This window comes from Arthrobacter sp. HLT1-20 (assembly GCF_054510895.1).
Genome location: NZ_JBTNDR010000005.1, coordinates 160,720 through 173,935, shown reverse-complemented (window position 1 = coordinate 173,935; position 13,216 = coordinate 160,720). Strand labels below are relative to the sequence as shown.

The following is a 13,216-nucleotide window of genomic DNA, read 5'->3' as shown; positions in this document are numbered from 1 at the left end:
TCTCTTCCTCCCTCCCCCCCCCCCCCCCCCCCCCCCCCCCCAAAGCGCCGGCAAGCGCGGAAACCGCGGATATCAGCGGTCAGCGGGGCGGGGCAGGGCAGGGCGGGTCCAGGCGGCGCGGCAGCCCAGCCACAACGTGGTGGCGGCGGCAATGGACGTGACCAGGAGCAGGGACACCAACACCAGCAATTGGATGAGACCGGCGTCCAGGGGAGTGGCCCCGCCTATGATCATGCCCACAAACGCGCCCGGCAATGTCACGAGCCCGGCCGTTCGGGTTTGGTCCAGGGTGGGCAACACAGCCTCTCCGGCCACAGGTTTCGCCACGAGTGAACGGGCGGCGTGCCACTCGAAACCCAGCGCAACGGCCGCCTCCACCTCACCGTGCCGCAGGGCCAATTCGTCGCGGATGCGCCGCCCGCTGAGCGTCACCGTGGACATGGCGCCCCCAATTTGCTGGCCAAGGATGGCAATGATGGCCAGCGCATTGAACGGCAGCACACCCACCGCAAACATCAGCGCAGCAGGTGGAATCACCGCTGCCGCCAAGGGAATCGCGGCCATCCACCAGCGCCCGTCGGGCGCAACCCGCCGCCCCGAGGTCCACACGGCCACCAAAAACATGACCGCAACAAACGCAAACGCCCAGGCACCGGCGTTGGATAGCCAGGCAATGACCAGCGCCACGGCAGCGAGCTGGACCAGCGCCCGGGCGCCTGCCACGAGCATCTGCAGGGGGGAGCGGTCCAGCGCCGTGCGCCACAGAACCGCTGCCAGGAGCAGGAAAACAGTCAACAGAACCCACGTGCTGGGGCCCAGCCGCAAAAGGGTTGAATTGTCCACAAACGCAATTATCGCCGTCGAACACGGGTTTTGCGCTCCATGGCCCAAGCAACTAGACTAAATGGGCATGTCATGCGTGAAATCGAGCGGTTACAACTGCACAGAAAACACTTAGTGATAGGCATGAATTATCCGCAGGAACCCCTGCAACCATAATAATTCCGGACCCTGACCAGCAGGACGCGCCCCATGCGTGCACTTGCTAGGGTCCGGCGAAACCAACTATCCACATCGGAGCCCCTACTACATGACCATCACGACCCCCGAGAAGACTAGTACCACTCCCGTTGTTGCCATCAACGACATTGGTACTGCTGAAGAATTCCTCGCCGCAGTAGACGCAACCATCAAGTACTTCAACGACGGCGACCTCGTCGAAGGTATTGTTGTCAAGGTTGATCGCGACGAAGTTCTGCTCGACATCGGTTACAAGACCGAAGGCGTCATCCCCTCCCGCGAGCTGTCCATCAAGCACGACGTTGATCCCGGAGACGTTGTCTCCGTTGGCGATCAGGTTGAAGCTTTGGTCCTCACGAAGGAAGACAAAGAAGGCCGTCTGATTCTCTCCAAGAAGCGCGCACAGTACGAGCGCGCCTGGGGCGACATCGAGAAGGTCAAGGAAGAAGATGGTGTCGTTACCGGTACCGTCATCGAAGTTGTCAAGGGTGGTCTTATCCTCGATATCGGCCTGCGCGGCTTCCTGCCCGCATCGCTGGTCGAGATGCGCCGTGTGCGCGACCTGGCTCCCTACATCGGTCAGCAGATCGAAGCCAAGATCATCGAGTTGGACAAGAACCGCAACAACGTTGTTCTGTCCCGCCGTGCCTGGCTCGAGCAGACCCAGTCCGAGGTTCGTTCCACGTTCCTCAACAAGCTGGAAAAGGGCCAGGTTCGTCCCGGCGTTGTTTCCTCCATCGTCAACTTCGGTGCATTCGTGGACCTTGGCGGCGTAGACGGTCTGGTTCACGTTTCCGAGCTGTCCTGGAAGCACATCGACCACCCGTCCGAGGTTGTCGAAGTTGGCCAGGAAGTCACCGTCGAGGTTCTCGAAGTGGATCTGGACCGCGAGCGTGTATCGCTCTCGCTCAAGGCTACGCAGGAAGACCCGTGGCAGACCTTCGCCCGCACCCACGCCCTCGGGCAGGTTGTACCGGGTAAGGTCACCAAGCTGGTTCCGTTCGGCGCGTTCGTTCGCGTTGAAGACGGCATCGAAGGCCTGGTTCACATCTCCGAGCTGGCAGTCCGCCACGTTGAGCTGGCCGAGCAGGTTGTCTCCGTTGGTGACGAACTGTTCGTCAAGGTCATCGACATCGACCTGGAACGCCGCCGCATCTCGCTGTCCCTCAAGCAGGCCAACGAGGGTGTTGACGTCGACTCCACCGAGTTCGATCCCGCACTCTACGGCATGGTTGCTGAGTACGACGAAGAGGGCAACTACAAGTACCCGGAGGGCTTCGATTCCGAGTCCAACGAGTGGCTTGAAGGCTACGAGTCCCAGCGCGCCGTTTGGGAGCAGCAGTACGCTGACGCTCAGACTCGCTGGGAAGCGCACAAGAAGCAGGTTGCTGAGCACGCCGCAGAAGATGCAGCTGCCGATGGCGCCGGTGAAGGTGGCGAGTCCGCAGGGACTTCCTACTCCTCCGAGCCTGCTGCAACCGACGCTGGTGCCGGCACCTTGGCTTCTGATGAAGCCCTCGCCGCACTGCGCGAAAAGCTGACCGGAAACTAATTTCCCCAGCTTGTTGACTTAGGTCATAAGAAAGCGGACCTCCACTTCGGTGGGGGTCCGCTTTTTTGCTGTGCCCTAGAGCGGCGTGTCCACCCAATCAACACCAACAGCCGCCAGCGTGCAGCTGCCGGCGGTGAGCTGCGCCAACCGCTCAACGGCGGCGGCAATAACGTCAGTGTCGTCGGCCATGGCCAGCCCAACCTGGGTGTGCTCGGCGTCGTACGCATTGCCCGTCATGACGTACCCGGAGCTGCGCAGGTCATTCTCGAGCCGGCCCGCCTGCGCATGGGGCACCGCCACCGTGAACAGCCGCAGCCTGTTGCGCCGCACCAGGGGCGCGGCGTCGATGGCTGAGCTCACGGATTCGGAGTAGGCGCGGACCAGACCGCCCGCGCCCAGCAGGATCCCGCCAAAATACCGTACGACGACGGCGCACACGTCACTGAGGTCGGCGGCCCCGTCGCTGCCCACTGCCGATCCGGACGCCGGGGACGCGGCGCGGGTCTCGCGCTTCAGCAGTGCCTCCAGCATGGGGGTCCCGGCGGTGCCGGAGGGTTCGCCGTCGTCGTTGGAGCGCTGCACGCCACGGTCGGGGCCAATGACAAAGGCACTGCAGTGGTGCCGGGCGTCGTAAAACTCGCGCCGCAGCTCAGCCACGAGCTCACGGGCGGCCGCCTCGCTCTCTACCCGGCGCAGCACGGTGATGAATCGCGACCGCTTGATGCTCAGTTCGTGGCGGAAGTCCCGTCCCGCGGCGAGGGTGGTGTAACTGTTGGAGCCGGGAGTGGCCAACTGGGGTTCGGGGGTTTGGCTCACCATTTCAGTCTAGTGTGGAGTCATGCTTTCCTTGGGACTCACCGGCGGCATTGCTGCCGGAAAATCGCTTCTGTCAACCCGCTTCCGTGAACTGGGCGCCGTCGTGGTCGACGCCGACCAGCTCGCCCGTGAGGTGGTGGCCCCCGGCACCCCGGGCCTGGCCCAGGTGGCGGCGCAGTTTGGCGAGAACTTCCTGCTGCCCGACGGCTCGCTGGACAGGCCCAAGCTCGGGTCGTTGGTGTTTGCCGACCCCTCCGCACGGCAGGCGCTGAACGCCATCATCCACCCGCGTGTCAGGTCCGCCGCGCAGGCCATGAAGGACCAGGCCAGCCCCGGCACCATAGTCGTCCAGGACATCCCCCTGCTCGTGGAGACGGGGCAGGGGGCCGCTTTCCATCTGGTGGTGGTGGTGCAGGCCGCAGCCTGGGTGCGTGTGGCGAGGATGGTGCGCGACCGCGGCATGTCCAGGGAGGATGCGCAGGCCCGGATGGACGCGCAGGCCAGCGATGCCGAACGGGCGGCCGCCGCCGACGTGGTCATTTCCAACGACGGCTCCCCACAGCGGGCATTGGATGAACTGGATGCGCTGTGGCATGGCCGGCTGCTGCCTTTTGCCGCGAATCTTGCCGCCGGCCGTCCCGCGAGTGGGCCCGCGACGGCGGGTGCCGTTCCGGCCGATCCCAGCTGGCCTTCTCAGGCCGCCCGCTTGGCGGCGCGGGTGAAAGCGGCTGTGGGGGAGCCAGCCGTGAGCGTTGACCACATTGGCGCAACAGCCATTGCCGGGAAGCCGGCTCCGGATGTCCTGGAGCTGCGGGTGCAGCTGCGCGCCGGGGTGGATCTGTTGGCCGCCATTGAGCCACTGGCAGCTGCGGGATTCCCCCTGACCGAGCGGACGAGCGGGGGAGGGTCACTGCATGCCTCGGCAGATCCCGGCAGGGCGGCCACCGTGGAGGTTTCTTCCCTGACACCCGGCCTTACCGGCTAAAGGCTGCCTAAAGGCTGCCTAAAGGCTGATTAAAGGCTGCGGGCCCCTTCCGTCCTGGGAAGGGGCCCGCAACCTTTATGCAGTGCTTAGTACGTGGTGGTCATGGTGCCGCTGTTGATCAAAACAACGATGGCAATGATGTAGATGATGACGCCGATGACGCCGAGGATGGTGAAGATCCAGCCAAGAATGACACCCACGTTAGCCGGAGTGTTGGTGAAGCCAGCTTCGGTGGACTTCTTCTTGGCGATGATGGAGACAATAAGTCCGGCCAGGGAGAACACAAAGCAAAGGACCAGGCCAATGATGCCCAGGGTCTTGCCCGGATCTTCGGCCGGAGCACCGTAGGGTGCGTTTCCGTAGGCGGGCTGGCCATACGGCTGCGGCTGCTGGCCGTACGGGTTCTTTTCTTCGGGGTTATTCTGCGTCATGATGTCCTCTCAAGGGCGAATGATGATACTAGCTGGTAATAGTTTTGCACGGTGGGAGGCAAATACCGTGCATGTTTCATGGGGAGTCCTACCCATGACATTGTTCACCCTGTGCCCGCACCGCCACCAACAGGGGTAGCGTTAACACCATGAGTCTTGCGCAAGAGATCAATCGTATTGTGGCCCCCTTTGAAGTCATCAGTGAATTCCAGCCAGCCGGCGACCAGCCGGCAGCCATTAAGGAACTCACCGAACGCATCACCAACGGCGAGAAGGACATTGTCCTGCTGGGCGCCACGGGAACCGGCAAGTCCGCCACCACGGCGTGGCTCATTGAACAGGTCCAGCGGCCCACGCTAGTGCTTGTGCAAAACAAGACACTTGCGGCGCAGCTGGCCAATGAGTTCCGGGAACTCATGCCCAACAACGCCGTGGAATACTTTGTCTCCTACTACGACTACTACCAGCCTGAGGCGTACGTGCCGCAGTCGGACACCTTCATCGAGAAGGACTCCTCCGTCAATGAGGAGGTGGAGCGCCTCCGGCATTCGGCGACCAACGCGCTGCTGACCCGCAGGGATGTCATTGTGGTGGCCACAGTATCCTGCATCTACGGCCTGGGCACCCCGGAAGAGTACGTGGCCGGCATGGTCACCTTCACCCGCGGGGACCAGATGAACCGTGATGACCTGCTGCGTAAGTTCGTCAGCATGCAGTACACCCGCAACGACATTGACTTTCACCGCGGCACGTTCCGGGTGCGCGGGGACACCGTGGAAATCATCCCCATGTATGAGGAGCAGGCCATCCGGGTGGAGTTCTTTGGCGACGAGGTGGAGAACATCTACACCCTGCACCCGCTCACGGGAGAGATCATCCGGGAGGAGAACGAGATGTACGTTTTCCCGGCGTCGCACTATGTTGCGGGCCCCGACCGCATGGCCCGGGCAGTGAAGCAGATCGAGGACGAACTGGCCAGCCGCACCAAGGAACTGGAAAGCCAGAACAAGCTGCTCGAGGCCCAGCGGCTGCGCATGCGCACCACTTATGACCTGGAAATGATGGAGCAGATGGGCTTCTGCAACGGCATTGAAAACTACTCTCGGCACATTGACGGCCGTGAGCAGGGCAGCGCCCCGCACTGTCTGATCGACTACTTCCCTGATGACTTCCTGCTGGTCATTGACGAATCCCATGTGACGGTGCCGCAGATTGGCGCCATGTATGAGGGCGACATGTCCCGCAAGCGGACCCTGGTGGACCACGGCTTCCGACTGCCCTCGGCCATGGACAACAGGCCACTGAAATGGGATGAGTTCCTGGAGCGCGTGGGCCAGACCGTGTACCTCTCCGCAACACCGGGCAAGTACGAGCTGGGCAAGTCCGATGGCTACGTCCAACAGATCATCCGGCCCACGGGCCTCATTGACCCTGAAATCATCGTCAAGCCGTCCCAGGACCAGATCAACGACCTCCTCGGTGAGATCCGCAAGCGCACAGCCAAGAATGAACGCGTCCTGGTCACCACCTTGACCAAGCGCATGTCCGAGGACTTGACCGACTACCTCCTGGGCAACGGCATCAAGGTTGAGTACCTGCACTCGGATGTGGACACCCTGCGGCGGGTGGAGTTGCTGCGCGAGCTGCGGATGGGTGTCTTTGATGTGCTGGTGGGCATCAACCTGCTCCGTGAAGGCCTTGACCTGCCGGAGGTGTCCCTGGTGAGCATCCTTGACGCGGACAAGGAAGGCTTCCTGCGTTCCTCCACGTCGCTGATCCAGACCATCGGGCGCGCAGCCCGTAACGTCTCCGGTGAGGTGCACATGTATGCGGACAGGGTCACGGCATCCATGCAATTCGCCATTGACGAGACCAACAGGCGCCGGGAAATCCAGGTGGCCTACAACACCAAGCACGGGATTGATCCGCAGCCGCTGCGGAAAAAGATCGCTGACATCACCGACCAGCTGGCCCGTGAAGATGCCGACACGGCAGCGTTACTGGAGGAGGCACGGCTCAAAAAGGCCGGCACCGGCAAGAAGGCTGTCCGCCAGGACGGGCTTGCCTCCCGCCCCGCTGCCGAGTTGATCAGCCTCATCGAGGAGTTGACGGCGCAGATGCACGGCGCGGCCGCCGACCTCCACTTTGAACTCGCAGCCCGCCTGCGCGACGAGGTGGGGGATCTGAAGAAGGAGCTTCGCCAAATGCGCGAGGCCGGCCACGCCTAAGCGGCAACACTCACCCCACCCCGTCTATGACGCAGTTGTTGCATCAAAAAGCCGCCAGAAAGCGCTTTCCGATGTTATAACTGCGTCATAGATCTGCAGGGGCGGGATACTACGTCTGCGGGGCCCGCACCATGGCGAGGAGCTTCGCGAAGATGCCCTCGCCGTCGTCGGCAATGCCATCGTGGTGGAATTGGGCTGTTTCCCATACCTGCAGGCCCGTGACGGCGGCAGCCGTGGCTAGGGAAATCTCCCTGTCCACGTAGATGTCGTTCGTGTAGACGGCAGCAGCCACAGGGACGGTGTTGTGCGCCAATTGCTCGCGGGAGTAGAGCGGACCCCAACCCTCGGTGCGCTGGGCCAGCACCTCGGCCAGCTCGCTCAGAGGGCTCAAGGCCGGGTCCTGCTCAAAGTACCAGGGGTAGACGGCCTCACCGGTGAGCAGCGGCTCGGCAACGTCCGGGTGGAAGTCGTGGTGCTCGCCCAAGACTCTGGCGGCGGCCCAATTGCTGGGCTCATCCTGAACATAGATGGACTCATGCATGAGCGCGTACAGCGGCTGAGCTGCGCGGCTGACCTGGGCAGAAACCTGCGACAGGAAATTGTCGGAGAGCCGCTCACCATCCACCGTGGGCACAAAGGCGTCCTCGAGTAGATAGTGCAGGCCGTCAAAGCGGGTGTTTCCGCCTAGGTAGTTGCCCAGCATCTGCACGCGTTCCGGTGTGAGCCGCTCGCCCGTGGGCAGGTACTCGGACACGGCCACCACGTGACGCATGATCCGGGTGACTACGGCGCGGTCCTGCGGGTACTTGGTGAAGTATTCGGCGTTGCGGCCGCGCAAGCGCTCAAAGGTTGCTTGGTACACCTGGTCGGCAGGCCCGTCCAGGGGGCCCAAGCCACCGGTGATGAGTGCCTCCTTCACGCCGTGCGGGGCAAAGGACAAATACGTTAGGGCACAAAATCCGCCATAGCTCTGGCCAAACAGGCTCCACGGCCCGGAACCCAAGGCAGCACGGATCAACTCGGCATCGGCAACAATGTCCGTGGCCCGGAAGTGGGCCAGGTAGTCTGCCTGGGCGGCAACGTCGCCCACCAGGGGGAGCGTTTGCCGCGTGGCCGGGGTGGACAGGCCCGTGCCGCGCTGGTCAAGCATCAAGACGCGAAACTGCTTGGCTGCCTCGGACAGCCAGCCGCCTAGAGCTGTGGGCCTATTGCCACGCCCGCCCGGCCCGCCCTGCAGGAACAGCAGCCAGGGCAGCTCATCCGCATCCACCCGGTCATCGCTGAGCTCCCTGGCAAACAGCTCAATGCTGGGGCCTGCGGGGTTGGCATGGTCCAGGGGTGCCGTAAACCAGTGGTCGCGCAGGCGCACGCCGCGGATGACGTACGGCTCCGACACCGTCATGCCCGTGCCTCTGCTGCGGCCAACTCTGCCGCACCGAAGGCGCCCAGTTCGGCGCCGTCCAGGCGAAAGACGTGCCAGCCGTCCATGGGTACCGCACCCAGTGACTGGTAAAAATTGATGGCCGGTTCGTTCCAGTCCAGCACGCTCCACTCAACCCTGGCGTAGCCGCGCTCCACAGCAATCTGGGCCAGCGTGCGCAACAGCGCCTTGCCGTGCCCGCCGCCGCGGGTCTCCGGGCGCACATACAGGTCCTCGAGGTGGATGCCCAAGGTCCCCTCCCACGTGGAGTAGTTCAGGAACCACAGGGCGAAGCCAACAATGGGCTCGCCGGCCGTCTCGGAATCCACCACGTGGGCGAAGATTTGCGGGTTGCTGCCAAAGAGATTGGCGTGCAGCATCTCCACGGTGTTCTTCACAGCATCCGGCTCTTTTTCATACACAGCCAGATCGTGAATCATGCCAAGGATTGCGGGGACATCGGAGGGCACAGCAGTGCGAATCAAACTCATACACAGAGCTTAGCGCGCACCTTACATTCGGCTAAAGTCCTTGAACTGTACGACGGCGGACCCGGCCTCGTTGGACGCGTCAAGATCCACTGTGGCCGTCATTGACCAGTCGTGGTTGGCTTCGGGATCGACGATGGTTTGGCGCACGGTCCAGGTGTCGTCCCCGGTGGTGATGGTCAACAGGGCGGGTCCGCGGGCGGCCGGGCCGGACTCGATGTATTCGTGTTCGTCCCAATAGGTGTCCAGGGCGTCGGCCCAGCGATCAGAATCCCAGCCGTGTTCGGCGTCGAGCGCCCCCAAAGCCTCGAAATCATCGTCAGCAGCGAGCTCCACCCGGCGGAACATCTCGTTGCGGACCATGACCCGGAAGGCCCGCTGGTTGTCCGTGAGCTTGGGCGGGGCCGGCGGAAGGGTGGTTTCCTCCAGCGCTGGGGAGGAATCGTCGCCGGAGGTCATCTTTTCCCACTCGTCGAGCAGGCTGGAGTCCACCTGGCGGACCAGCTCGCCCAGCCAGGAGATGATGTCCTCGAGGTCCTCGCGCAGGGCATCCTGGGGAACCGTTTGGCGCAGCGCCTTGTACGCGTCGGTGAGGTAGCGCAGCACGATGCCCTCGGAGCGGGCCAGCGAGTAGTACTGGACGTACTCGCCGAAGTTCATGGCACGCTCGTACATGTCGCGGATGATCGACTTGGGGCTCAGTTCAAAGTCGCCCACCCAGGGGGATGCCTTGCGGTAGACCTCGAAGGCGCCAAACAGCAGCTCCGACAGGGGCATGGGGTAGGTGACCTCGTCCAGGATGGCCATGCGCTCGTCGTACTCGATGCCCTCGCTCTTCATGGCGGCAACCTTTTCGGTGCGTTCACGCTTGAGCTGGGCGGCAAGGATTTGGCGCGGCTTCTCCAGGGTGGCCTCAATGACGGAGATGACGTCCAGGGCGTAGCTCGGGGATGCGGGGTCCAGCAGTTCCAGGGCCGCCAAGGCAAAGGGGGAGAGGGGCTGGTTCAGGGCAAAGTTCATTTGCAGGTGCACTGTGAGGCGCACGGTGCGGCCGTCAGCCTCCAGCTCCTCCTCCGGAATGCGCTCCACCACGCCGGCACCGAGCAGTTCGCGGTACATGCCGATGGCCTTGCGGATCAGGGCGCGCTGCTTGGACGGCGATTCGTGGTTGTCGGTGAGCAGGGTCTTGGCGGCCAGGAAGGGATCCCCGGGGCGTTCCAACAAGTTCAGCAGCATGGCGTGGGTGATGGTGAAGCTGGAGGTCAGCGGTTCCGGCACGGATTCCACCAGGCGGGTGAACGTGGGCTCACCCCAACTGACAAAACCAGCCATGGGCTTCTTCTTAACCACCTGGCGCAGCTTCTTTTGGTCGTCACCAAACTTTGCCACAGCCTTGGTCATGGCCTTGGTGTTTTCAATGACGTGGTCCGGTGCCTGCACAATGACTGTGCCGGCGGTGTCGTAGCCCGCACGGCCTGCACGGCCGGCAATCTGTTGGAACTCACGCACCTGCAAAACGCGAGTGCGGACGCCGTCGTACTTGCTCAGGGCTGTCAGGAGCACAGTACGGATGGGCACGTTGATGCCAACGCCCAGCGTGTCGGTGCCGCAGATGACCTTGAGCAGGCCGGCCTGGGCCAGCTGCTCCACCAGGCGGCGGTACTTGGGCAACATGCCTGCGTGGTGCACGCCGATGCCGTGGCGGACCAGGCGGTTGAGGGTCTTGCCGAAGCCCGCGGAGAAGCGGAACCCGGCAATGAGGTCGTTGATCTTGTCCTTTTCCTCGCGGGTGCAGACGTTGATGCTCATCAGGTTTTGGGCCCTGTCGATGGCCTCGGCCTGGCTGAAGTGCACCACGTAGACGGGGACCTGCTTGGTGGCGAGCAGTTCTTCCAGGGTCTCGTGCACACCGGTTTGTACATAGTAGTAGTGCAGCGGGATGGGGCGCTCGGTGGAGGAAACGGTGGTGGTGTCGCGGTTGGTCAGCTCGGTCAATTCGCGCTCAAAGCGGCTGACGTCACCCAGCGTGGCGCTCATGAGCAGGAACTGGGATTGTGGCAGCTCCAACAGCGGCAGTTGCCAGGCCCAGCCGCGCTGCGGGTCCGAGTAGTAGTGGAACTCGTCCATGATGACAACGCCAACATCGGCGTTCTCGCCCTCGCGCAGGGCAATGTTGGCCAGGATCTCGGCCGTGCAGCAGATGATGGGCGCGTCCTGGTTGACCGAGGAATCGCCGGTGATCATGCCAACGTTCTCGGCCCCAAAAATCTCGCAGAGCGCAAAGAACTTCTCCGACACCAGCGCCTTGATGGGGGCCGTGTAATAGCTGGCGGCGCCCCGGGCCATGGCGTTGAAGTGCGCGGCGATGGCCACCATTGACTTGCCGGAGCCTGTTGGCGTGGACAGGATCACGTTGTTGCCGCTGACCAGCTCCAGCGCCGCTTCCTCCTGGGCGGGGTACAGCTCGATGCCCTTGTCCATGGTCCATTCCAAAAACGCGTCAAGAACGTCATCGTCGGAGGAGGTTTGCGGGTTCAGGGTGGCAAGCTGTTCAAGAAGATTCATGGTGTTCCCAGCTTATGCTCTCAAGGCTGTGGCAGGATAACGCCATGGGTGATCAAGGATTTTTGTGGGAACCGGCGAAGTACGTGCAGTTTGGCGATTTTCGCGACCGGCCGTTCTTTGACCTGACGTCCCGCATCGCTGCAACCGCGCCCGCCACGGTGGTCGATCTGGGCTGCGGGCCGGGCAACCTCACCGCTACGTTGGCGCAGCGCTGGCCTACCGCCTTCGTTGAGGGGCTGGACAGTTCGGCCGAAATGATTGCCGCCGCCAAGCAGCTCTTGACGGACGACGCCGGACGCCCGGCAGGTGCCCAGCCCCACCCCGCCGTGCGGCTGAGCTTCGCTGTGGGAGACATTGCCGGCTGGGAGCCCACCGCCGCGACCGACGTGATTGTCTCCAATGCCGCCCTGCAGTGGGTGCCGGACCACCGGCGGTTAATGTCCGGATGGTTGGCGGCGCTTCGCCCGGGCGGGTGGCTGGGAGTCCAGGTGCCGGGGAACTTTGGGGCGCCGTCGCACACCATCATGCGGGAACTGGCAGCCAGTGCACGCTGGCGGGAGCAGCTGGACGGGGTGCTGCGGCATCAGGATGCGGTGGGGGAGCCGGCGGAGTACCAGGAGCTGTTCCTGCGCGGCGGGGCCCGGGTGGATGTGTGGGAAACCACGTACAGCCAGCTCCTGCAGGGGGAGAACCCAGTGTTGGAGTGGGTCCGCGGGACGGGGTTGCGCCCCGTGCTGGCGGCGCTAGGTCCCGTGGAAAGCGCCGAGTTTGAGCAGCACTACGCGGCATTGTTGCGGCAGGCTTATCCGGCCACGGAGTTTGGTACCAACTTTGAGTTCCGGCGCATCTTCATGGTGGGAGAAAAACAATGAGCGATTTACAGGCATTTCCGCAGGACTGGCAGCGCGCCCTTGTCATTGTTGCCCACCCGGACGACCCCGAATATGGCATGGCGGCGGCCGTGGCCCAGTGGGTTGAGGACGGAAAGGAAGTCCACTACCTGCTGGCGTCCCACGGGGAGGCTGGCATTGCCACGATGGCTCCCGAGCTGAGCGGTCCGTTGCGGGCTGTGGAGCAACTCAACGCGTGCCGGCAGGTGGGCGTGGAGAATTTGACCATCCTTGGCCACCCCGACGGCCGGGTCGAGGAAGGTGTGGCGCTGCGCCGTGACTTTGCCCGGCATATCCGCCAGGTCAAACCCGATGTTGTGCTGACACTGAACCACGGCGAAACGTGGGGTCCGGGGCGTTGGAACAGCGCTGATCACAGGGCCGTTGGCCGCAGCGTGCTGGACGCGGTGTCCGATGCGGACAATGACTGGATCTTCCCCGAACTCCTCGATGAGGGTTTGGGCCGCCACAAGGTCCGCTGGGTGGGTATCAGCACTCCTCAGCCAACACATTTTGTGAAGGTCAGCCCGGCGAATATCGAGAAGGCAGTTGCCTCACTGGCGGAACACACGGAGTACCTGCGCGCCTTGAGCCCCGAACCCGTGGAAACGCAGGCCCGGCGGCAAATCGAGATGGTGACCGCCGGCGGGGTCGTGGCCTTTGAGCTCTTCGGCTGAGGGCTGGCAGGTGCTGACCCGCCGGTCACTCTGCAGATAACGCCCTCTCAACGCGTTTTGAGGGCGTTATCTGCGTACTCGCGAGCCCCCGGGCAATCACAGGGAGCCCACGCTGACAAGCTGGCCCCCCAGGAGTAAGTTGTT

Annotated in this window: 11 protein-coding genes; 5 read left to right on the top strand and 6 right to left on the bottom strand. The window is 63.3% G+C overall.

What is annotated here, in order from left to right; all coding sequences use genetic code 11:
• Nucleotides 1-72 precede the first annotated feature (72 nt).
• A complete protein-coding gene (locus ACX80Q_RS05040) occupies nt 73-843 on the bottom strand; it encodes an ABC transporter permease (protein ID WP_459329426.1) in 771 nt (256 codons plus the stop codon).
• Between the two features lie 247 nt (nt 844-1,090).
• Here ACX80Q_RS05040 and rpsA point away from each other — a divergent pair, with 247 nt between their 5' ends.
• Complete coding sequence (rpsA, locus tag ACX80Q_RS05035; RefSeq protein WP_103482200.1) at nt 1,091-2,572, top strand: 30S ribosomal protein S1; 1,482 nt, start codon at nt 1,091-1,093, stop codon at nt 2,570-2,572.
• Between the two features lie 75 nt (nt 2,573-2,647).
• On the opposite strand, the gene ACX80Q_RS05030 is transcribed toward rpsA, so the two are convergent.
• Nucleotides 2,648-3,391 carry an IMPACT family protein gene (locus ACX80Q_RS05030; RefSeq protein WP_459329425.1) on the bottom strand — a complete coding sequence of 248 codons (744 nt, stop codon included), beginning with the start codon at nt 3,389-3,391 and terminating at the stop codon, nt 2,648-2,650.
• A 19-nt stretch (nt 3,392-3,410) separates the two neighbouring features.
• On the opposite strand from ACX80Q_RS05030, the gene coaE reads away from it, so the two are divergent.
• Nucleotides 3,411-4,373 (top strand): dephospho-CoA kinase, encoded by a 963-nt coding sequence (coaE, locus tag ACX80Q_RS05025; protein ID WP_459329424.1) that lies wholly within the window; start codon nt 3,411-3,413, stop codon nt 4,371-4,373.
• 86 nt (nt 4,374-4,459) lie between these two features.
• Here the strand turns inward: coaE and ACX80Q_RS05020 are convergent, their stop codons facing one another.
• Complete coding sequence (locus ACX80Q_RS05020; protein ID WP_459329423.1) at nt 4,460-4,804, bottom strand: DUF4190 domain-containing protein; 345 nt, start codon at nt 4,802-4,804, stop codon at nt 4,460-4,462.
• A 149-nt stretch (nt 4,805-4,953) separates the two neighbouring features.
• Between ACX80Q_RS05020 and uvrB the strand changes: the two genes are divergently transcribed.
• On the top strand, nt 4,954-7,032 hold the full coding sequence (gene uvrB, locus ACX80Q_RS05015; RefSeq protein ID WP_459329422.1) for an excinuclease ABC subunit UvrB: 2,079 nt from the start codon (nt 4,954-4,956) through the stop codon (nt 7,030-7,032).
• A gap of 109 nt (nt 7,033-7,141) precedes the next feature.
• On the opposite strand, the gene ACX80Q_RS05010 is transcribed toward uvrB, so the two are convergent.
• The 3 genes from ACX80Q_RS05010 to ACX80Q_RS05000 are packed head-to-tail and all read right to left on the bottom strand — an operon-like array spanning nt 7,142 to nt 11,505.
• On the bottom strand, nt 7,142-8,434 hold the full coding sequence (locus tag ACX80Q_RS05010; RefSeq protein ID WP_459329421.1) for an alpha/beta fold hydrolase: 1,293 nt from the start codon (nt 8,432-8,434) through the stop codon (nt 7,142-7,144).
• Nucleotides 8,431-8,943, bottom strand: coding sequence for a GNAT family N-acetyltransferase (locus ACX80Q_RS05005; RefSeq protein ID WP_459329420.1), 513 nt, complete (start codon nt 8,941-8,943; stop codon nt 8,431-8,433). Before ACX80Q_RS05005 ends, ACX80Q_RS05010 begins: the two co-directional genes overlap by 4 nt.
• Before the next feature lie 21 nt (nt 8,944-8,964).
• A complete protein-coding gene (locus ACX80Q_RS05000) occupies nt 8,965-11,505 on the bottom strand; it encodes a DEAD/DEAH box helicase (RefSeq protein ID WP_459329419.1) in 2,541 nt (846 codons plus the stop codon).
• 44 nt (nt 11,506-11,549) lie between these two features.
• On the opposite strand from ACX80Q_RS05000, the gene ACX80Q_RS04995 reads away from it, so the two are divergent.
• Nucleotides 11,550-12,377: a trans-aconitate 2-methyltransferase gene (locus tag ACX80Q_RS04995; protein ID WP_459329418.1), complete on the top strand. Its 828-nt coding sequence runs from the start codon at nt 11,550-11,552 to the stop codon at nt 12,375-12,377.
• Nucleotides 12,374-13,072, top strand: coding sequence for a PIG-L deacetylase family protein (locus tag ACX80Q_RS04990; RefSeq protein WP_459329417.1), 699 nt, complete (start codon nt 12,374-12,376; stop codon nt 13,070-13,072). Before ACX80Q_RS04995 ends, ACX80Q_RS04990 begins: the two co-directional genes overlap by 4 nt.
• The last annotated feature ends 144 nt before the right edge of the window (nt 13,073-13,216 follow it).